At 68.5% G+C, this 19,932-nt stretch carries 15 protein-coding genes and 5 pseudogenes; 10 read left to right on the forward strand and 10 right to left on the reverse strand.

Going from position 1 to position 19,932, the window contains the following annotated elements:
* The first annotated feature begins 722 nt into the window (after nucleotides 1-722).
* Nucleotides 723-1,322, forward strand: a complete 600-nt coding sequence (locus ACWFR4_RS44965; protein WP_383007104.1) for a hypothetical protein — start codon at nucleotides 723-725, stop codon at nucleotides 1,320-1,322.
* Between the two features lie 39 nt (nucleotides 1,323-1,361).
* Here the strand turns inward: ACWFR4_RS44965 and ACWFR4_RS44970 are convergent.
* A pseudogene (locus ACWFR4_RS44970) lies at nucleotides 1,362-1,738 on the reverse strand (helix-turn-helix domain-containing protein); the annotation flags it as partial.
* A gap of 1,140 nt (nucleotides 1,739-2,878) precedes the next feature.
* Between ACWFR4_RS44970 and ACWFR4_RS44975 the strand changes: the two are divergent.
* A pseudogene (locus tag ACWFR4_RS44975) lies at nucleotides 2,879-3,136 on the forward strand (DUF6233 domain-containing protein); the annotation flags it as partial.
* A gap of 178 nt (nucleotides 3,137-3,314) precedes the next feature.
* Nucleotides 3,315-3,590 (forward strand): annotated as a pseudogene (locus ACWFR4_RS44980) (hypothetical protein); the annotation flags it as partial.
* Between the two features lie 12 nt (nucleotides 3,591-3,602).
* Here the strand turns inward: ACWFR4_RS44980 and ACWFR4_RS44985 are convergent.
* From ACWFR4_RS44985 to ACWFR4_RS44995, 3 genes are all read right to left on the reverse strand, one after another.
* Complete coding sequence (locus ACWFR4_RS44985) at nucleotides 3,603-3,965, reverse strand: hypothetical protein (RefSeq protein ID WP_453657342.1); 363 nt, start codon at nucleotides 3,963-3,965, stop codon at nucleotides 3,603-3,605.
* A 132-nt stretch (nucleotides 3,966-4,097) separates the two neighbouring features.
* Entirely contained in the window at nucleotides 4,098-5,444 is a 1,347-nt protein-coding gene (locus tag ACWFR4_RS44990) for an endonuclease domain-containing protein (protein ID WP_453657318.1), read from the reverse strand.
* 118 nt (nucleotides 5,445-5,562) lie between these two features.
* Nucleotides 5,563-5,880 carry an integrase core domain-containing protein gene (locus tag ACWFR4_RS44995; RefSeq protein WP_453657320.1) on the reverse strand — a complete coding sequence of 106 codons (318 nt, stop codon included), beginning with the start codon at nucleotides 5,878-5,880 and terminating at the stop codon, nucleotides 5,563-5,565.
* Here ACWFR4_RS44995 and ACWFR4_RS45000 point away from each other — a divergent pair.
* The gene (locus ACWFR4_RS45000) at nucleotides 5,872-6,216 is read left to right on the forward strand and encodes an integrase core domain-containing protein (protein ID WP_453657322.1); all 345 of its coding nucleotides are present in this window, start codon (nucleotides 5,872-5,874) and stop codon (nucleotides 6,214-6,216) included. The two genes, ACWFR4_RS44995 and ACWFR4_RS45000, sit on opposite strands and share 9 nt — an antisense overlap.
* Before the next feature lie 55 nt (nucleotides 6,217-6,271).
* Here ACWFR4_RS45000 and ACWFR4_RS45005 read toward each other — a convergent pair whose 3' ends face one another.
* Nucleotides 6,272-7,516 (reverse strand): MFS transporter, encoded by a 1,245-nt coding sequence (locus ACWFR4_RS45005; protein ID WP_453657324.1) that lies wholly within the window; start codon nucleotides 7,514-7,516, stop codon nucleotides 6,272-6,274.
* Between the two features lie 71 nt (nucleotides 7,517-7,587).
* Here ACWFR4_RS45005 and ACWFR4_RS45010 point away from each other — a divergent pair, with 71 nt between their 5' ends.
* Nucleotides 7,588-8,571, forward strand: coding sequence for a DUF5937 family protein (locus ACWFR4_RS45010; protein ID WP_453657326.1), 984 nt, complete (start codon nucleotides 7,588-7,590; stop codon nucleotides 8,569-8,571).
* A 1,254-nt stretch (nucleotides 8,572-9,825) separates the two neighbouring features.
* Nucleotides 9,826-9,969, forward strand: a pseudogene (locus tag ACWFR4_RS45015) (cofilin family protein); the annotation flags it as partial.
* A gap of 10 nt (nucleotides 9,970-9,979) precedes the next feature.
* Here the strand turns inward: ACWFR4_RS45015 and ACWFR4_RS45020 are convergent.
* Entirely contained in the window at nucleotides 9,980-10,555 is a 576-nt protein-coding gene (locus ACWFR4_RS45020) for a hypothetical protein (protein WP_453657344.1), read from the reverse strand.
* Between the two features lie 351 nt (nucleotides 10,556-10,906).
* Here ACWFR4_RS45020 and ACWFR4_RS45025 point away from each other — a divergent pair.
* From ACWFR4_RS45025 to ACWFR4_RS45035, 3 genes and pseudogenes are all read left to right on the forward strand, one after another.
* Nucleotides 10,907-11,351 (forward strand): annotated as a pseudogene (locus tag ACWFR4_RS45025) (Tn3 family transposase); the annotation flags it as partial.
* Nucleotides 11,352-11,447: 96 nt separating this feature from the next.
* Entirely contained in the window at nucleotides 11,448-12,638 is a 1,191-nt protein-coding gene (locus ACWFR4_RS45030) for a zinc-ribbon domain-containing protein (RefSeq protein ID WP_453657328.1), read from the forward strand.
* A 755-nt stretch (nucleotides 12,639-13,393) separates the two neighbouring features.
* Nucleotides 13,394-13,732, forward strand: coding sequence for a MerR family transcriptional regulator (locus tag ACWFR4_RS45035; protein ID WP_453657330.1), 339 nt, complete (start codon nucleotides 13,394-13,396; stop codon nucleotides 13,730-13,732).
* A 172-nt stretch (nucleotides 13,733-13,904) separates the two neighbouring features.
* Here ACWFR4_RS45035 and mihF read toward each other — a convergent pair whose 3' ends face one another.
* The 4 genes from mihF to ACWFR4_RS45055 form a co-directional block, all read right to left on the reverse strand.
* On the reverse strand, nucleotides 13,905-14,219 hold the full coding sequence (mihF, locus tag ACWFR4_RS45040; protein ID WP_453657332.1) for an integration host factor, actinobacterial type: 315 nt from the start codon (nucleotides 14,217-14,219) through the stop codon (nucleotides 13,905-13,907).
* A 92-nt stretch (nucleotides 14,220-14,311) separates the two neighbouring features.
* Nucleotides 14,312-14,515 carry a helix-turn-helix domain-containing protein gene (locus ACWFR4_RS45045; protein WP_453657334.1) on the reverse strand — a complete coding sequence of 68 codons (204 nt, stop codon included), beginning with the start codon at nucleotides 14,513-14,515 and terminating at the stop codon, nucleotides 14,312-14,314.
* A gap of 277 nt (nucleotides 14,516-14,792) precedes the next feature.
* Complete coding sequence (locus ACWFR4_RS45050) at nucleotides 14,793-15,116, reverse strand: STAS domain-containing protein (protein ID WP_453657336.1); 324 nt, start codon at nucleotides 15,114-15,116, stop codon at nucleotides 14,793-14,795.
* A 442-nt stretch (nucleotides 15,117-15,558) separates the two neighbouring features.
* Entirely contained in the window at nucleotides 15,559-18,090 is a 2,532-nt protein-coding gene (locus ACWFR4_RS45055; protein WP_453657338.1) for an amino acid permease, read from the reverse strand.
* A gap of 461 nt (nucleotides 18,091-18,551) precedes the next feature.
* Here ACWFR4_RS45055 and ACWFR4_RS45060 point away from each other — a divergent pair, with 461 nt between their 5' ends.
* Nucleotides 18,552-19,517 carry an SDR family NAD(P)-dependent oxidoreductase gene (locus ACWFR4_RS45060; RefSeq protein WP_453657340.1) on the forward strand — a complete coding sequence of 322 codons (966 nt, stop codon included), beginning with the start codon at nucleotides 18,552-18,554 and terminating at the stop codon, nucleotides 19,515-19,517.
* Nucleotides 19,518-19,932 lie beyond the last annotated feature (415 nt).

Consider the following 19,932-nt stretch of genomic DNA (forward strand, 5'->3'; position numbering starts at 1 on the left):
TGGCCCGGCTCCAGCTGGGGCAGCCACATGCCGGTCTCGGCGTGCAGCTCGGCGGTGGCCTCCTCGTTCAGGAAGACCTGGCCCCGGGAGGCGATACGCCGCTTCAGCGGCAGTGAGTCAACTGGGGATGTACCGCCCCACGACAGCCGCGAGGTACCACCGCCGTGTCAGTGAAGCCCCCAGCCACAGGCCGACAACCGGCAGGAACACAATTCGCCCACTCAAGTGCGACTGACACGCCCTCGCTGCCACGAAGCCGACACATCGCACGGGGAGATGTCGAGTGCTTGAGCGGTGGCCCGTGTGACCAACAGCCGCAACCACCAAAGGGCAATCACCTGATGGCGGCGCTGGAACTGCTCACGCAGGCCAACCGGCCGTTTTCAAAACTCCACGTGCCGACACATCCACGTCGAAAAATCAACACCAACAAACCGATACAACTCAACAGGTCTACGCGGGCGGGTGTCCTGAACAGAGGGGCGGGTCGGGAAGCCCACGGTGTCCGGACGCGATGCTGTCGCCTTCGCCTTTCCCCATGAAGATTTGCCGCCCGGGTCCCGTGTCTGGGATCTTGTCCGGAGCGGCGATCTCAAGCAACGCGCTCAGCCGTCGGCACCACCCGCCTCGGCCCCAACCCAGGCCTACTGGTGGAGCCGTGGCCAAGCCGCGAGCAGCGGATCTTCGGACTGTCCATGGCCATACGAAGAAGGAGAAATAGCGTGAACACCGAAAAGGTTATGGCTCGACGCCTTACGGCCGAGGAGGTTTCAGAATTGGGCCTCCAGGAAGATATCTTCGTATCGGCGGAGTTGGACGATCTTTCTCTCGACTGCTTCGCTCCGGCTTTCCTCGCTAAGCCGGGAAAGTATTTCGATGGAGGATCCTTTATCGCAAGGACAATTTTCGGTAAGGAAATTCATGTTCTTCCGAACAATGCCGAAGAGGCCGGGATCTGGGTTGCCGACGAGGCTGGGGAAGAAATCGAGGTTCTCCAGAGTGCTGGCGTCCTCTTGAACCTCGCTCTCTTCGTGCCCAACGGGAATAAGGAATCTCTGGAGTCGCTCTACACCGCCGCACGAGAAGCGTTCGGCGCGGGAATCGTTCAGCGCTGGAACGAGGAAGTCGTGGCGGTGCCGGACGTCAAGGTCGACCTGTTCGAAGAGCCGGCCCGCGGGCGGAAGAACACGAGCGGCCAGAACCGCGACCGCCGCGCCTTGGACATCTACCCCACCCGAGTGCGGTTCATGGAGCCCAGCGCTGGCTGGAAGTTCATCGTCGAACCGCACAAGGAGGCCATCGACGACACGCCAACGATCTGAGCTGACAGCAGTCCGGAGAAGGTACGCCGACGGCTGCGACGGGAACCACAGGTCGCACTGGGCCAGCTCGCCGGGCTGATAGGTGGTGCGCGAGACCGGATCGACGGGCAGATAGGCGGGCCGCAGCTCGCGTACGCGTTCTTTGAGGACGGTCATCCCGCGCTCCCAGCCGATCCGCTCGGCGATCACAGTCGCGGGCATCGTCGGGGTCTGCTTCAAAGCTCCCGGATCTGCGGCTCGACCGCGTCGACCGCCGAGCCCTTGGCCGGCCGGGAGTAGACCGGCGGCCGGTTGGTTGCCAGGGCCCGCTTCACGGTGTTCTTCGAGATGCCCAGCTGCCGGGCGATCGCCCGGATCGGCATCTGTTCGGCCCGGTGCAGCCTGCGGATCTCTGCCCAGCCCTCCACGGAAATCACCCTCTTCTCCTGACCTTCGATCAAGATCAGGTTGGTCAGAAGACCACGAAGTGGGTCAGTTTTGATCCGCCGTCAGAGGGTCACGACGATTTCACCCGTCGCCGACAGACATCCATGCTTCCCCCTCGCTGGTGGAGCGGAAAGCATCCTGTGGCCCGAGGCCCTGTTGCTTCGGGCCACAGCAGTCACCGCAAACCACCGCAGTGAACCCGCCACGCCGCAAGGCCGTAGCAACACAACGAAGCTCCCGCCGCCGTGCCTGGCGGCATGGAGGACTCGGCAAGGCACCGGGAGGCGACCGCGCCGAGCACGCCTGCCCGCCTCCCGTCTCCCCGTGGGCAGGCAACGCCCGGAAGGCACCCCGGACCGTGAGGGCTGGCGCCCGCCTGTACGCCAGCCCTCACAGCGCGTCGGCCGCAGCCTCCGCGCCCTACGCGTGAGGCGAAACCAGCGGTCGAACACGGTGGACTTCCACTTCCAGTTCGATACCAGGCGACCTGACCCTGCCCGTGTAAGCCTTCTGCCCGCACCCAACGATTCCGCACCGCAGAACCTGCTGCCGCGCGCGGGAGGCGTCCCGTCAGCTGATGGAGCCGTTCAACGGACCGGAACTCGCAGGTCACGTCGGATGCTTCGACCAGACCCGGGCGCACCCCTAACAGCCGGACCGCCGGCATGGACAGCCGGTGAAGAAGAGTCGTCACCATCTCGCCGCGCCGGCATGGAGACGTAGCTGCCCGGGGACGGCTCCGGTCCGACCGTGCTACTTCGCGTCGCGGGAACCGGGGCTTGTCCCGCGCACTCCTTGCCAGCGCAGGTCAGGGAAGGGGCGGCCTATCTTATGTAGGACGTCGTCCTGTGCAATGGATCAAGGAAGACGGAGCGAGGGACAACTGCGACCGGCCCAAGGATCTGGGACCAGCAATCAGGTGAAAAGGCAGAAGAGTAGTCATTGTGGACGAGGGAAGTGCCGCCCATAGCGCACCGTCGATCTTTGTCGTGCTCCCCGACGGCCAGGAAGTCCGCGGACGGCTGCACGCCCGCCGGCAGGTGCAGGACGGCTGGCTCTACCAGGTAGGAATTCTGGTGTGGCAGGACGGTGCAAACGGCTCTGCCGAACCTGCCGAGCAGCGAGTCTGGGTGCCTCCCGCTCACGCCCGCCCAGTACCTGGTGTCTCCTACGAGCATGTCCCGACCCGCCGTCTGTCGAGCGAGGCCACGTCCCAGGAGCGCCTGCCCGCATGGACCCTCCAGTATCTGCCCCACCGTCCCAGACACCCGGGCGCCACACTCCTCCACGTTGTCGGCTGTACCCCCAGCGACCGGACACTCACGCGCGAGGAAGCTCTTGTCGCGCTCCGCCAACCGCGGGCAGCAGCCTGCATCGAATGCGACGCGGCCCGATCCCTTGCCCCCCGAACAGTGATAAGCCGACCAGGACCGTCGGACCCGGCAACAATACGACGGCGTAGCGCTCGACCGGTCGCTCCAGCAATGACCTTCGAGGCTCGGGGCCGCTATGTCCGCGTGGGCGCGTACCGTAAGCCGGCACCACGAACTCGCAGCAGGAATCACCATGCCGCTTTCTACAGAACAGTCCACTTCCGCCGTCGTCCCGACCGCGCCGCTGGCGCAGCGCCGGCCGCAACGGTCAGCCGTCCGTCACGGCCAGGCATCATGTGCCGACTACGGCTGCACCCGCACCGAGTGCCGCCAGGCGGCACTGAGGGCTCGCCGCCAACGCAGGCAGGACCGCCTGCATGGCATCCCCGCCCGCGTCCCGCCGTATGCCGCCGCCAGGTGGGCTGTCCGGCTGCGCGATCAGGGCATATCCGCGCAGGACATTGCCGACCGAGCTGGCCTGTCAGTGACCCAGGTCCGCCGCGTGCTCCGCGTCCCGGAGCAAGGCCAGGTGGCCCGGGACATCGCTCGTACAACCGCCGACGCCGTACTCGGTATCCCGCTCCCCCCGCGTGGCGAACCCGGGGCTCCGGGCCTGACCGGCTCCGCTGAATCGTCGCGGCTGCCGGCTGACTTGGCGCGTGCCGGCTGGCCTGCCGCCGCACTCGCCCTGCGCCTGGGTGTCAACGCCCGCACGGTCGCTGAGGTCCGCGAGAAACGCCTCCGCCTCCGTCTCGATCTGGCAATGCGGATCCGCCGCCTGCATCGCGAACTGATCGGCATCGATCCCGTCAGCCAGGGCATCCGCCCCGCCGACGCCGCCCATGTCCGCACTGCAGCTGCCCGACGCACGGACGCACGCTGAGCAAGCAGCGTGGTTCGCGGGCGTCCGGGCGGACTGTGAACTGGCGCGGGGCAGGGGCGGGGTGACGTTGCCGTCGGATCTGGTGTTGCTGCTTTAGAACAGCGCCTGACCCTCGCCGCTGGTGTCTGCGATGACGGGCCGGAAGCGGGTCGGGAGGCCGTCCAGGCGGTCGGGTCCGGCAGCGGCAGCCACGTCCGGGGCAATCTCAGCCAGCCAGGTACCAAACCGCTTGGTGGCTTCGCGGTAGGGGACTTGCGCCAGGGCACGGTGCTCGCCGGAAGGACAGAAGTCGACGGCGACAGTGAGCAGGCACGTACCGGGCGCGTTGTGACTGCCTGTCCAGGACACGCGCAGCGCACCACAGGGTTTGCGTCCACGGGAGCCGCGGGTGTCGCGGTGGGTGGGGCGCTGTGACCGGCACGCTACGTGGGCGGTCCAGGCGGCCAGGTGTGGCAGGGGCAGGGTGGTGCGGGCGCGGCAGCCGGGACAGCGATGCCAGTGCCGCAGCCAGTCGGTCGTGTGGGTGTCAAAGAGGCGTGTGTAGTGGCCGGCCACACGGATGTCGTTGCTGTACAAGTGATCAGACCGCTCCTGCGTATTACAGGACTGGCAGACTGGGGCACGGACATAGCCGTGCTCGTGACAATGGTCCAGCACGGCAGCGTGCACGGTGCGGCAGACGGCACACGCCCACCCAGACACCTTGCGGGAGATACCGGGCTTCCTGCTGAGCACCGAGTACAAGAGGCCCTGCAGTTCCCCGTTGTAGGGGCGCAGCGGGACGGTCGGGCCATCGGGGCTCGCCGTCTGACGACCGACGGCGGCCCGGGCATGCCCGACATGCGCGGGATGCTCAGTGCCAGCTGTGTTTACCTGGCGGGTCCGCGCGGCGTGCAGCCACTGCGTTTCGGCGTGCTCAGCCGCATCCAGCAGCCTGACCACAGCGCGCGGCAGCCACCACGTCCGCGCCGTTTGACCGCGGGTCTCCTCCACGAAGATCCGCCGCCAGTCGATCCCCGCCAGATGGGACAACCGGCCGCCTTCACCCCTCGCTACCCGCTCGGGGCCGCCCGGCTCCCGCAGTTCCCGGGCAATGCGGTCGCGCCACCGCAGGGGCATTCCCTCGGCATGCCCCTGCGCGCCGCCAAACGGACCGACGCGGACCAGGTCCCGGCGGTCCAACTCCACCGCGCTCAGTTCCGCTGCCGCCCGACGCACCTCAATCTCCGACACACTCCACTGGCCACCGCTCGCCCTCACGGTCGCCACCACACAACTGCCGAGCAGCACGTACCCTGCCCAGGCATCGACAGGGGATCCGGTGAGTACCAAAGAAGCCGTTGGCACAGCACTGTCGACCGTCAACTCGGCCCACAGAGCATCCACGGCACCCAGAGTGATCAAGCCGCCCCCGCGACCTCCGATGACATGCTCAGACATACCGCCAGGCTAACCACCCGACCAAGCACAGTGATCCCCGGCCCCGTTCACCGGACGCCCAACTTGCGCCCACATGACCGGTGTCCATGGGCCGGTTGGCGGCCCTCATCTCGCCCTGTTACTGGCCGGTGCAGTGGGTGTCCAGCGGTCTCCGTGAAGTTCCCCCGCGATCATGGACAGCGGATGGTTGCGCTGCGGGGGCGAGGTCTTGGGTCACCAGGGCTCTGGTTTCGAGCGGGGTGACGTAGCCGTACTCGGGATGCTTGCGCAGTCGGGTGCGGTTGTACTCGACCTCGATGAAGCGGAAGACGTCGGCGCGGGCCGCTTCGCGGGACTCCCAGATGGTGGTCCCGATCTCCGCCTTCAGCAGACCGAAAAAGCTTTCGGCCGCGGCGTTATCGTAACAGGAGCCGATACGACCCATCGATTGCCGCATGGTCAACTTCCGTATCTCGGTGCGGAATTCGTCACTCGTATATATACGTCTCGGAAGTTCGGCCGTGCCTGCCGCAAGCTGGGTGTTTTCCAGTCCATGGGCAGATTCGGATCTTGCTTCGACAACGCAGTGAGCGAGGCGTTCAACAGCGTCCTCAAGGTCGAGTACGTCCACCGGCACACCTTCACAACCCGGGCCGAGGCCCGCATCAAGATCGCCACCTGGATCGCCGACTTCTACAACGCCCGGCGGCTCCACAGCATTTGTGGCTTCAAGAGCCCGATCGACTACGAACGCGAGCACCGGACCGGCCTCACCATGGGGCTGACCGCATAGAGGAAGTCTCCACGTTCCCGGGGGATTGACATACCTCGCTGCTATCCGAGGGAAGTCAGACGTGTCGGGCACTTGAGGCGTCAGGGCGCCGGCCGAGCCGTAGCAGGCCGGGCACTGCGGCCAGGCTGAGGGCGAGCAGGAAGAGCCAGGGCCAGGCGGTGCCGTAGCCGAGTAGCAGGGTGAGCAGGCCGGGGGCAACGGCCTGCCCGACGTTCCATGAGAGTTGGTAGACGGCCAGGTAGCGGCCACGCTGAGCCGGGTCGGAGAGCGAGACGCTGAGCTCCTCCCGGCAGGGGATCGCGACGGTCTCGGCGAGGTTGTAGACGAGCATCGCGGTGCACAGGCCCGGCAGGACGGTCCAGCCGGGGGCGGCGGAGAGCAGCGCGAAGAGGGCGAAGGCGAACGCGTTGAGCAGTGCCCCGGCGGCGACCACCCGGGTGGGGCGCAGGCCTTCGAGACGGCGGGCGACGGCGCTCTGGGTGAGGACGACCTGCACGCCGTTGAGGACGAGGAGAGAGCCGGCCACCGAGGCGTTTCGGTGCAGGCCGACGGTGATGTAGACGGCCAGCAGCATGCTGAGGATCATCGAGGCGAAGACGAAGCTGAAGTTGACCGTCACCAGCAGCAGGTAGCGCCGGTCCCTCAGCACCGCGCGGTAGCCGCCCGTCTTGGTCGCCCCTGGCTCCTGTCCGGGCACGGCGGTGGGTCGCCAGGTCGCCAGCAGGATGGACGCGAGAAGGTAGCTGGCCGCGTTGAGCACCACCAGCAGTCGCAGCGCTCCGGTGCCGCCGCCGGCCATCAGGAAGGCTCCCAACGCCCCGCCGAGGCCCATGCCGGTGTTGCGCAGTGTCTGCACCAGCGCGAACCACCGGCTGCGCTCACCCCCGTGGGAGGCGAGGACCACCAGACCGGTGCTGGCGGTCCAGTAGCCGACGTGACCGATCTGGGCGAGCAGGCAGACCAGGACGATCTGCCAGGCGTGGTGGGTGAGCAGGAATCCGCAGTAGGCGAGCGCGGAGAGCGCGTTGGCGCCGACCGCCACCACGCGGGCGCCGTGGCGGTCGATCAGCGGGCCGACGGCGAGGGCGGTGGGCAGGGCGAGCAGCCGGGCGGCGGAGACTGCGGCGCCGATCGTGGCGAGAGGGAGGGCGGTGGTGCGGGCGAAGTAGACGAGGACGAATGCGAGGATCAACCCGGTGCCGAGGCTGTCGACGATGTGGGCGCCGATCAAGCGGGCGCGGCCGGCAGTGTCGGGCAGGCCCAGACGGTCGCGCAGCGGAAGGAGCGTGGTGGTGGTCATGCACCGAGGCTCTCTGGAATGATCATCACCGCCCAGATATTCCATCCTGATCGAATCCTCACGGAGGTCCCGTGCTCACCTGGGAGTTTTCCGCACAAGACCTTGCCCGGACGCGGTTCGCCCGCTCGCCGCTGTGCGAAGTGACGACGAGCGTCGAGGTACTCAAGGACCCAGGCCGGCATGCGGTCCACCTGCCCTGGGTGCGGCAGGCCACGCGGCGGCTGGCAGGGGTGGGCTGGGATCTGCTGTCCGAGCTGGTGCGGCTGCCGACGGTGTACGTGCCGGACTTCCTGACTCCGGTGCCGGAGGCGTCCAGCCCGACGATCGAGCGGGAGCTGGCCGACCTGGCCGCCACCGATCCCGCGGTGGTGCGCCGCGACCTCTCCCGGATCAGAGGTGAACTACCTCCGCTGGCAGTGGAGTTGGCACGGGATCCGGAACGCGGTCTCGCCCGGCTCGCGGCGGAGATCCGCGCGTACTGGGATGCTGCGATCGCCCCGCACTGGGCCCGGATCGAGCGGCTCTCCGAGGGTGAGATCCTGCGCCGGGCCCGACAGATGTCCGCAGGCGGTCCGGCGACGCTGTTCGCCGACCTGCACCCGCAGGTGGCCTGGGAACGGGACACCCTGCGGATCGGCTACCGGATGGTCGACGCACACCGTCGGCTGGACGGGGAGCGGGGCCTGGTCCTGGTGCCGACGGTGTTCGCCTGGCCGGGCGTGTTCTCCCAGCAGAATCCGCCGTGGCAGCCGGGCCTGGTGTACCCGCCGCGCGGGGTGGCGACGCTGTGGGAGACGGCGGGCAATGCGGTGCCGGAAGGGCTGGCCCGGGTGATCGGCCGTACCCGCGCCTGGCTGCTGACCGAGTTGGACGCCCCCGCCTCGACCAGCGAACTCGCCGAACGCACGGGCCTGTCCGCCCCGAACGTCTCCCACCACCTGGCCGCCCTGCGTGGCGCCAGCCTGCTCGCGCGCCACCGCACCGGCCGCACGGTCCTATACCTGCGTACCGACGCGGCCGAACTCCTCCTTCAGGCCGTCCAGGCCGATGGTTGATGCGGCCACCAGCGGTACCACCGCAAGCGTGAAGAGACACGGCGGCTGTGCAGGTCGGGCCGTACCCCAGCTCTGTGCGCGTTCGGGGCTCTGGCAAGTTTTTCGTAGCCGAAGATCATCCCGGGACGGCGGTCGACTGGTTTGCCAGTGGGCAACCTTTGACTGTGCCCTGTTGAACTAGCCACGCCGTTACCACAGTTGGCCAATGTGCCGGTTGTCGCGGTCGATGTATCCGATGCTGTCGTGGCGGTCCGCGCCCGCACACGGCGCGATTTTCCGGCGGCGTGTACGGGATGCGGCACGCTGAGCGAGTGGAGCCACAGCCGCTACGTGCGGCACCTCGCCGATCCCCGCTCGGCGACCGGCCGGTCCGGATCGACTTGAGCGTGCGCCGTCTGTGCCGCGAGAACGCGGCCTGCCCGAAGATCACCTTCGCCGAGCAGGTGCCGGGACTGACCGTGCGCTACCAGCGGCGCACCCCGAGAGGTGAAGCCCTGGGTAGACGGGTTGTCAACCAAGATCAACCTGTACGCTCACTCGAACTCTGGTTCCGACTAGGGAAGTTGTAGCACTCTCTGCACGCCGCACTGCACGTCTTCAGTATCGGCATCGGCAACCTCACTGACCGCCGCCCCACGATCTACTCCGTCGCCTACCTGCAGCTGTACAACCACATCGCGGAGAAAGCCACGATCCGCGAGTGCGCCAACGAGACCTGCCGCCGGAGCTTCGTACGCCAGCGCGGCCGCGCCGAGTACGGGCAGAACCGCACCAGCGGCATCAAGTACTGCACCCGCGAATGCGCCCGCGCCCAGGCACAGCGCGAACTCCGCCGACGCCGCAAAGAGCAGACCCCGCCGCTCCAGCAATCGCCAGCCAAGATGCCGACAACGCAGGGCAGCCCAGAGTCCATCGGCCAAACGGGAGATGGACGCTGATCAACCTGCGCGAACACCAAGCAGAGGCCGTCTCGCGGATCCGGAAGTAGGCGGGATACCACGCATGGCCGTCCACGCCCGCCCGAGGCCGACGCCGAGGGGTGGCCAGCCTCGCTGATTGGACAGCGCTGCCCCCCGCCCTGGACTCAGGTACTGCCGCGCGGGCCCGTCCACAACCTCCCGGTCAAGGGTTCGTTGAGCTCTCCGAACGTCCAACCCATGAGCGGAAGGTGTCGTCGTGACCAGTGCCATCTCAGTGGAAGACCGCTGCATCGACGCCTTCAACGAGCTCAAAACCAGCCGGCACATCACCACCGTGCTCTATCGGCTCAACGACAACCTGGACACCCTCATCCTGGACTTCGAGGGGAACCTGACCCACGACGAACTCCTCAAAGCCCTACCCTCCGATCCACGCCTCGTGGTCTATGAACTGCACTTCGCCGACCGGGACGGCAGTCGCAGAGCGGTTATCGTCCTGATCTCCTGGTCGCCCCAAGGCACCAGTCCCGAGCAGATGGCGAGGCGTACGCGTCCAGGCGCGGCTTCACCTCTCCCCACCACTGGTCCGCCTCCTTCGTCAGGAGCCGGGCCGCAGCTCGATCCAGCGGTTCCAAGGCCGCGTTGACGGCCTCCAGGTCGTCCGCCTCCACAGCCGCCCTCAGCTCCGCCGGCGCGGGCTGCAGCTCCGGATGCTGGTCCGTGAGCATCGCGTAGACCAGGGCCAACAGCTCGTCGGCGTCACGCCCGTGGAAGGAGCCGGACTCAAATCGCTCAGCAAACACTGACGCCCGCCCGGCGGGCAGCTGCGCGGAACGCCGCACCTCGCTCCCGACACGCTTGGCATCCTCAGGCATCCAGCGGCGGCAGAGCGCTCCAGGGTGAGCGGAGCCGTCACAGCCGGCGGGGCAGGGCTCGAAGACGGTGGGGAAGATGCGGGGCGGTTCCTCAGGCGACTCCGCCGACCGGCGTGCGGCGGTGAACTTCTCGCCGGCGCGGGCTGCGGTGCGGGCCCTCTTGCCTGCGGTGGTCTGCTTCTTGGGCATCGCGTACTCCGATTCGCGGACAGGTCCCACGCTCCCAGCCGGTCGTGTACGTCGAGGCCGAGCAGGACAGATCGCAGATCTTCACGGGCCCCGAGAGACCTTGGCCGACTGCGCTCCGGCAGCGTGGGTGCGAGGAGCAGCGGCGAACGGCGGTACGCGTCTAGCCGTGACATCCCACGGTAGGGCCCACCACTGACAGCCGCCTGGAAACGACGACGGCGGGCTGCGGCCCCTGCGCGACAAGCGCGCCACCGACGACGAGTGAGCGCGGCCGGCCGGGGAAAGTCCCACCGGACCTTCCCCGGGCCTGGCTCGTTGACCAGCACAGACGACACCGTGAACAGGGTGTTCGCGGAGTACGGGCGGATCGCCAAGTCCGAGCACCTGATGCGGATGGTCGACCCGGTCGACGACACCTACCGCCGGCAGATGAACCGGCAGCTCACCGTGCAGGAGTCGCGGCACAAGCTGGCGCGCGATGTGTGCCACGGCAAGCGCGGCACCATCCACCAGGCGTACCGGGACGGGATGGAGGACCAGCTCGGCGCGCTCGGCCTGGTCCTCAACGCCATCGTGCTCTGGACCACGAAGTACATCGACGCCGCCGTCGCCCAGCTCCGCGCCGAGGGCCACGAGCTGCGGGACGAGGACATCGCCCGGCTCTCCCCGCTCAAGCACCGCAACCTCGACGTGCTCGGCCGCTATCACCGCCTCCACCCCGGCCGCCGGCGCCCTGCGCCCGCTGCGCGACCCGGACGCGGCCGGGCTCGGGCTGGATGAGGACGACGAGGAGTAGAGGCCCTCTTGGCGTCTCCCGCCGGGGCCCGGATCGTTGTCAGGGTGGGGTGCCGGCCCGGGGAGGGCCTTGGCCGGGAGAACGAGGAGGGGCGCTGTGGCGCGTTCGCTTGGTGTGTCGCTGGCCGAGGCGTATCCGCAGGTCGCCGCGATGTGGTTGCAGGAGCGCAACGGCGGGCTGACCCCGGCGAATGCGACGCCGAAGATGCAGGTCAAGGTGTGGTGGCGGTGCGCGGCCGGCCACGAGTGGGAGGAGAACATCTCCACTCGCACCACGCTGCCGAAGTGGAAGGGCGGCGACGTCGCGGCCTGCCGTGAGTGCGTCGGCTACAAGGTCTCCTACACCTACCCCGACTGCGGGCACAGCGCGATGGTCACCCCCGAGGCCGCGGCGAAGAAGCGGGGGCGCTGCTGGAACTGTCAGCAGGAGTGGTGGCAGGCCAACGAGAAGCGGCTGAAGAAGGAGTTGTCCGCGGCCGCGAAGGCCGCCGCCGGGCGCGCGGGCAAGCTGCTGGACGCCGTCCCCGTGCCCGCCGACGTCCCGCCGCCGCTGGTCACCGAGTGGCGGTGGTGGGCGGCCAAGCACCTCCAGGGCGCCATCGCCGCCGAGGAGAAGATGGGCAGGGAAGGCCGCACCGACGAGATGCTGGCCCAGGTCACCGAGATGGCCGCTCGGCTGCTGCCGACCAAGGAGGAGGCCGGGCGCGCGGCGGCCCACGGCGGGGTGCTGCGGCTCCTGGACCAGGCCCACTGGGCCGAGGGCTGGCTGCACCAGCTCACCGGCCGCGCGGCCCGCCGGGTAGACGAGGACACCCTGGACACCATGGCCTGGTCTCTGGGCGAGATCCTCGCCGCCTGGTCGCAGCGGGCCGCCGAGGCCGTCGCCGCCGACCGCGCGAACGGGCACGGGGCGCCCTCAACCGCCGACGTCACCCGTGTCCTGACCAAGGTCGTGCTCTCCTTCAAGGACGAGCTGGTGCGCGACAGCCCGCTCGCCCCCTACGCCCGTGCCTACAAGGAACTGCGGCTGCCCGTGGTTCCGGACGGCAAGGGTCGCTATGGCCGGGCCGACGTGGTGGTCTGGATTCCCGGCGGCCCGAACTTCGTGATCGAGATCGACTCCGCACCGAACCCGGCCTCCGCCGAGAAGCTCGTCTTCGCCCGCGACGCCGGCGCCTTCCCGCTGTGGGTCCGCTTCGGCAAGGGCGGCATCGAGAAGATCGACGGCGTGATGGTCCTCGACATCCGCGACGCCGTGCGCAGTGTCCTCGACGCGGGAGCCGAGTGACGCTCGTATCCGGCCTGTTCGAGGTCGATTACCTCACCGTCGAACACGCGGAAATCTATGTTGACTGGAGTAGACATTGGGTGGCGGCGTGGTTATGGTTTCTCTCGTAGCCGAGATCAACAGGGCCCGGCAGAGACGAACTGCCGGGCAGCAGTACCGCAGTTCGCAGGACGGTGCGGTGGTGGAGTTCCGAAGCCAGGGTTGGTGCAGGACGGCGACGGGACTGACGACCGGACCGGGTGGCCCGCAGTGATCAGGGGCCGCCGGTAGCAGTACCGCAGTACGCGTAAGTGCAGTTCGCAGTACCCAGCAGTGAAGTCAGTGAGCAGCACCTCGGTGAAGGCGTCGGCTGCGGACGCGCGCACCGGGAGGTTCGGCAGTGGGGTTCTAAGCCAGAGCAGACGCAGGACGGGCGACGGGGCTGGCTGCCGAAGCGTGACGCTTACTCAAGGTCACCGAGTAGTTCGCATCACCAGCAGTAGGTAAGTGATTGATCCCAGAGGGAAGAACGGAGGAACGAGCGCCATCAGGATCGCCCGGGCGCAGTGTTGAGCCCGGGTACCGCAGGACATCGATAGTGAGGTGGTCTCCGGTCAAGCAACCGCGATCCCCGCACACGCTCCCATCCCCCGTGAGCTGGTGCGGAAACAGAAGGCCGGCGCAGTATCAGGGCCGGCAGATGGTGTAGCAGTTCCTTCGGGGCCCTGGTGCCATTGGCACCAGGGCCCCTCCAGCGTGTTCCACAAAGAGGTGCAATGACAGCAGACGACTCGTTCGGCCGTCTCGATGACGACGACTACCCCGCCTACACCATGGGCCGGGCCGCCGAGATGCTCGGCACCACCCAGGGCTTCCTCCGCGCCATCGGAGAAGCCCGCCTGATCACCCCGCTGCGCTCCGAGGGCGGACACCGCCGCTACTCCCGCTACCAACTGCGCATCGCCGCACGCGCCCGGGAACTCGTCGACCACGGGACCCCCATCGAGGCCGCCTGCCGCATCGTCATCCTCGAAGACCAGCTCGAAGAAGCACAGCGCATCAACGCCGAATACCGCCGGCGTGGCGAGTCCTCCGCTCCGTCGGCCTCGACCTGAGACCTGCGACTACCCCAGCGGTTTCGCGGCTGCCGCCCGCACATGCTGCCCAAAACGCTTCACGTCCTGGGCAACTTCGTCGGACTGTGTGACCGGCAGCCCTGGTCTCCCCTTGGGGCCAGGGCCCTGTCCCGTGCCCTGCTGGGGTGGTGGACTACGGCAGCGCCGCCGGTCAGGCTTGCGGCCCGAAGAGTTCGAGCAGGCGTGCCTTCTGGCGGGAGCCGAGGCCCTGGACGCGGCGGCGCTCGGAGATGTCGAGGTCGGCCAGGAGCTGGGCGGCGCGGATCTTGCCGATGTTGGGCAGTCCTTCCAGCAGGCGCTTGACGAGCATCCTGCCCACGACCGGGTCATCTCGGTCGAGTACCTCCTGCAAGGAGGTGCGGTCGTGCTTGAGCGCGTCGAGCAGTTCGCCGCGTTCGCGGCGGACGGCAGCCGCCTTCCGGAGGTTTTCCGCGTGGGCTTCGGCGGTCAGGGCAGGCAGGGGCATCGCTGTGCGGTCCTCTCGTCGTACGGCTTGCGTCGGCCGTCATGACGCGTCCGCAGGGGCGGTGACCAGCGGGTTTGCCGTGCCGCGGCCGGTTATGCGCTGGGCTGGCTGCGGGTGGCTCCGCCGCGGCCGCGCAGGGTGACGCCGGCTTCGGTGAGGATGCGGTGGACGAAGCCGTAGCTGCGGCCGGTGTCCTGTGCCAGGGCCCGGATGCTCGCTCCGCCTTCGTACGCCTTCTTCAGCTCGTTCGCGATCTTGTCGCGTGCCTCGCCGGTGATCCGCGTTCCCTTGGCCATGGCTCGTCCCCTTCGTCGTTCGACCCTCGCCGTGGTGATCATCGCGCATCGGTCCGGCGTCCGGCAGCCGATCCGCACACCCGGGCGAGAACCAACAAGGCGCGATTGCGCTATCGGTGACTCCGCTTCCCTGACCGTTTATCGGACTTGTGTTCATTGACGGCGACGGGCCGCCCGGCACGTGCGGTCACAGAACTTCTTGTCACTGCGAGCGCCCGCAGGCAGCGGCTTGGAGCACAGGACGTACGCGCACCGGCGCACCCGCCCGGCCATGACTTCACCCCGGCTGCTCGATGGTGAAGGCGCTGCCGGTGTGGGACAGCCGCAGCAGCCGGGCCAGGGAGTGCGGGACCGCGTACAGCCGCAGTTCCACCCCTTCGGCCTTCGCAGCGCGGGCGGCGGCCAGCAGCGCGGACAGGCCGGAACAATCCACGAAGGTCAGCCGACCGCAATTCACGTCGACGCGGTCGTGGGCGGACACGGCAGCCCGGAGGGCTTCCCTGATGTCCGGGGCGCTGACCAGGTCGAGGTCCCCGGCCACGGTCACCCGGCAGCTGCCGGGCCCGGTCGGGTGCACTGCGACCTGGAGCGTGTCGTGCACGGCGCCCCCTTCGGGACTGCGATGTCGCGTCACTGGGCGGGGTCGTGTTTCCAGAAAACGCCCTGACCAGGCGCCGTGTCCATCCCCGTCACTCACCGCCTGGCGCCCGTCACGCGGCCAGGAAGAACCGTCGCGGCGCCGCCCCCCGCCGAAGCGAGGGCCATCATGGATCCCTGCGCGGTCAGTGGCGGGTCTGGAACCAGACGACGATGGGCCTTCCCCCGTGAAGGTGGGCACGCGGCTCACTGCAGTGGCCGTAAAGGTCCTCGACGACGGCGAACTGCCCGACGAGCATCGCCAACGCATCATCGAGAACAGGGACTTCGCGCGCTCCAGGCTGCGCCGGCCACGGGAGCCAGGACACAAAAACCCGTCAGCACCTGACCCGCGACGACAGGCGCCGCGGCCGGCGGCCCGGCCGTCCCATGGACCCCCTTGGGTGCTACTGGCCATCCGGCTGCGGCAGGTCCTGCTCGGTCCAGATGGTCTTGCCGGTGGACGTGTAGCGCGTGCCCCAGTGGTGGGTCATCTGGGCGATGATGAACAGGCCCCGGCCTCCCTCGTCGTCGCTCGCGGCGTGCCGCAGATTGGGCGCGGTGTGGCCGGTGTCGGACACCTCGCAGGTCAGGGTCCGGTCGCGGATCAGGCGCACCTGGATCGGGCCGCCACCTGCGTAGCGGATGGCGTTGGTGACCAGTTCGCTGACGATCAGCTCCGTGGTGAACGCCACGTCGTCCAGCCCCCAGTCGCCGAGCTGCTTCCCGACAGCGGAGCGGACGGTGGCCACGGCCGCCGGGTCCGGGGCCAGTGCCCATTGGGCGAACCGGTTTCGGGCGAGCAGGCGCGTGCGGACCAGGAGCATCGTCGCGTCCACGTCCACCGCCCCGGGCAGCATGGTGGCCACCGCCCGGTCGCACAGCTCTTCAAGGGATCTCCGGTCGTCGCACAGGACCTGTGAGAGCTGCGCGAGCCCGGCTTCGCGGTCGTCGGCCGCCTGGAGGAGGCCGTTGGTGAAGAGGGCGACAACAGTGCCCGGCGCGAGTTCCAGTTCCGTGCTCTGGTAGGGCAGGCCGCCGATTCCCAGCGGCGGTCCTGGCGGCAGCTGGGGATAGCCGACGACGCCCGTGTGCGGTTCGACGAGCGCCAGCACCGGCTCCCCGGCTCGCGCCATGCTGCACTCCCCCGAGAGGGGGTCGTACACCGCGTACAGGCAGCTCACGCCCACAGCCGCGTCGGCGTGCGCTTTCAGGTGGCCCGGGCCGCGGCCGGTTTCGTCCTCGTGCGTGGTCTGCTCGACCAGGTCGGCCAGGCGGGACAGCAGCTCGTCCGGGCTCAGGTCGAGGCGGGCCAGGACGCGCACACCCGTGCGCAGGCGTCCCGCGGTGGCCGCGGCGCGTATGCCGTGACCGAGCACATCCCCGACGACCAGGCCGGCCCGGGTACCGGAGAGAGGAATGACGTCGTACCAGTCGCCGCCCACCCCGGACCCGCTGTCGGCGGGCAGGTAGCGGCTCGCCGAGTCGACGGCGGCGTGCGGCGGCAGGCGGCGTGGAAGCAGGCTCCGCTGGAGCTTGAGGGCCACGCTGTGGCCACGGGTGACCACCGGCATCAGCAGGAAACCGATCAGCAGGGCGCCCAGGCCCAGGACGGTGACCCCGCCCGTCCTGCCGATCAGCGGCAGATCGACGGCGGTCGTGCCATACCGGGGATCCGCGTAGACGACGAAGGCGGCGTAGAGGAACAGCAAGAGCATGAACAGCGCGCCGAGCCCGGGCAGCACGCCCTTGAAGAGCAGATCCTTGACACTGCGGGTGAGGATCTTGCGGTGGTACCAGACGCAGGCGAAGCCGGTCAGTCCGTACTGGAACGCGATCGCGAGACCGACCGAGTCGATCGAGTCGGCCAGGACGTTCTGGCTGAGCGAGGCCAGCAGGACGAACAGGGCGATCGAGACCGCTCCCATGCCGATGGTCCCCCAGGTGGGAGTGAGAAACCTGCGGTGGACCCGGGCGAACCGAGAAGGGACGGCCTTGTGGACCGCCATGGAAAAGACAGTCCTGGCCAGGGGCAGGATGGTGGTCTGCGCGGAGGCCAACGCGGACGTCAGCACCATCAGGATCAGCAGTCTCGACAGGAACAGCCCCGTGCCGTGGCTCCCGAACACGGCCTCACCCAGCCCAAAGAACACATCGTCCGCGTTGCCCGCGTTGCCGAGTCCGATGCCCGAGGTGCCCACTCCCGCGAACGCCTGCGCCGACGTGGACACCAGCCCGTACATGACCAGGAGCAGCACGGTGGACAAGACCGCGGCACGGCCCGGGATACGCGTGCTGTCGACGGTTTCCTCGTTCACCGAGAACGCGGTGTCCCAGCCCCAGTAGATGAAGACCCCCGCCAGGATGCCCGAGGTCATGGCCGTCACCGAGGGCACCGCGAAGGGGTTGAACCAGGACGCGGACACATGGACCGCCGTCGGCGGAGCACTGGTGTACACCCTGACCAGCGCGGCGACGGCGAGCAGGATCAGCATCACCACTTCCAGGCACAGCAGCCAGCGCTGTACAGCCGCCGACAACGAGATGCCGACATAGCAGATCACCGTCAGCACGGCGATCCAGCCCACGCCCGCCGCGGTGGTCCACAGCCGGTCTTCCGCCAGCGCGTCCAAACCCATCAACCGAAAGCCATAGGCAGCAGCGATCTGCGCGAGGCTGGCCATCACGAGGATGTTGGCGACGATGAGACCCCAGCCGCCCATCCAGCCGGTGCGCGGCCCGAAAGCGCGGGTGGCCCACGTGAACGTGGTCCCGCAGTCGGCGTTGCTCGCATTCAGCTCCCGAAAGGCGTACGCGACCAGCAGCATCGGGACAAAAGCCAGCATGGTGACGACCGGAGCCTGCAATCCGACCCCGGCCACAATGATGCCCAGCGTCGCGGCGAGGCTGTACGCCGGACCGGTAGAAGCCAGACCCATAACGACCGAGGAAAACATACCCAGGGCATCATTCTTGAGCCCCTTACGGCCAGACCCTGTACCCGGAGCAGGAAGACCAGCCGACACGCCACCACCGAACAGCCTCACACTTGATTCCAACGCAGCACCGCTCCCCCTCGCAACAGCGCAGCCACAGCCAGACAGCCACAGTGGCCGCCACCATGCACGACAGCGATACGGCCCACTGTGAGCCGCCCGCACAGAAAACCGCCGATGCCTCGAAGCTGCACCAACGCCGCACCCCGGATCCCGCAGCGTCACCGGCGGACAACGACCACAGCGATACCGTCACGGACCTCGCCGGTGACCGGCAGCCCGGGGCGGCAATAGGCCGTCGGTGATCTGTAGGCGATGTGTCGGGAGCCGCTGCAACCGTGGGTGTCGAGCTGTCCTGCAGGGCAGTCGCAGTCGCCCTCAACAGATAAGGGAACCTCGCTGCCATGTCGTCCACCTCCTCCACCCCGCCCTGGAATGTTCAACAACTGCCGCGTGCCCATGACAGCGTCTTCCTGGTCACCGGAGGCAACGCCGGCATCGGGTACTTCGTCGCGGAGCAGTTGTCCGCAACCGGAGCCACTGTCGTACTGGGCAGCCGGAATCCCGCAAAGGCTGAAGTCGCCACGGCCTCCATCCGCTCGCGTGTCCCCGGCGCGCGAGTGCGAGCCGTACGGCTGGACCTCGCCGACCTCTCATCGCTCAGAACAGCGGTGGAATCACTGGATGCGGAATACCTCGACGCGGTGGTCCACAACGCCGGCGTCGCGCTCGACGCCCCGGCGCGCCGGGAGACCGGGGACGGTCACGAACTCATGTTCGGCACGAACCACCTCGGGCACTTCGCGCTGACCCACTGGCTGATGCCGCTGCTGTCGGCCGCACCGGCGGCCCGCATCGTGACCATGGGCAGCTTCGCGGCGAAGACCGAGCGGCTCGACATCGACGACCTGCACTCCCGGAAGAACTACCGGCCCAAGCAAACCTACGGACGCTCCAAGCTGGCGCAGATGTACTTCGGCCTCGAACTCGACCGCCGCCTGCGCGCCGTCGAAAGCACGGTGGCAAGCGTGGTGGTCCATCCCGGCGGCGCGCTGGACTCCCTGACCCCGTCACGGCCGCCACTGCATGTGCGGACCGCTGGTGCGCGGCTCTGCGGTGCACCAGCGGCCCTTCTTGTCCAGGGCAAGCACGCCGGCGCATGGCCCGCGGTCCAAGCGGTGCTGGACCCCACCGTACGCGGAGGGCAGACGTGGGCACCGCGTGCCTTCAACCTGCGCGGCAAGCCTCAACATCAACGGACGTGGAACCACCTCACCGACACCTCCGTAGCGGCGCGATTGTGGGAAGCCAGCCGTGACCTGACCGGCATCAACCTCATCACCATCCCCGGACAACCTCAGGCACGCTAGGGCGGCCTACCCCGGGCCATTTCGCTCTTCGAACAGGCCCCCACCGCGCCCGCACCGCACCCCCAGGAGGCCGCAGGCGCCACCCCCGCCGGCGCCGCGCTCCAGACTGCCCGCTGGCGGCACCGAGGCTGGGGCCCCGCCGCTCCGGCAGCCCCACCAGCCCATCACCACGGCCGGTCCGCCATAACCCCGCCCCCAGCATGAAACCCTGGCCGCGCACCCAAAAGGGGCGCGGCCAGGGCTGTCGGTCACGCGGTCCGGGGAAGGGGAAAGACGCCCAGCCGGCGGCAGGCCCGGCGGAACTTTCGCGAGGCGTATTCGGCGAGTTCAACCAGTCGTTGCAACACCGGGCTGTTGCAGCGAGCGTAGCTGCTCTTCGAAGACCTCGGCCGGCGTCCGCCAACCGAGGACCTTG

Source organism: Streptomyces sp. NPDC055140 (assembly GCF_053607285.1).

Bases quoted from the DNA above. Each gene is read 5' to 3' on its own strand.
- ACWFR4_RS44985 (WP_453657342.1), bottom strand. From the start codon at position 3,965: ATGGGCGGCGTCGGCGGGGCGGATGCCCTGGCTGACGGGATCGATGCC.
- ACWFR4_RS44990 (WP_453657318.1), bottom strand. From the start codon at position 5,444: ATGTCTGAGCATGTCATCGGAGGTCGCGGGGGCGGCTTGATCACTCTG.
- ACWFR4_RS44995 (WP_453657320.1), bottom strand. From the start codon at position 5,880: ATGCGGCAATCGATGGGTCGTATCGGCTCCTGTTACGATAACGCCGCG.
- ACWFR4_RS45005 (WP_453657324.1), bottom strand. From the start codon at position 7,516: ATGACCACCACCACGCTCCTTCCGCTGCGCGACCGTCTGGGCCTGCCC.
- ACWFR4_RS45020 (WP_453657344.1), bottom strand. From the start codon at position 10,555: ATGCCCAAGAAGCAGACCACCGCAGGCAAGAGGGCCCGCACCGCAGCC.
- ACWFR4_RS45035 (WP_453657330.1), top strand. From the start codon at position 13,394: ATGACAGCAGACGACTCGTTCGGCCGTCTCGATGACGACGACTACCCC.
- mihF (WP_453657332.1), bottom strand. From the start codon at position 14,219: ATGCCCCTGCCTGCCCTGACCGCCGAAGCCCACGCGGAAAACCTCCGG.
- ACWFR4_RS45045 (WP_453657334.1), bottom strand. From the start codon at position 14,515: ATGGCCAAGGGAACGCGGATCACCGGCGAGGCACGCGACAAGATCGCG.
- ACWFR4_RS45055 (WP_453657338.1), bottom strand. From the start codon at position 18,090: ATGGGTCTGGCTTCTACCGGTCCGGCGTACAGCCTCGCCGCGACGCTG.
- ACWFR4_RS45060 (WP_453657340.1), top strand. From the start codon at position 18,552: ATGTCGTCCACCTCCTCCACCCCGCCCTGGAATGTTCAACAACTGCCG.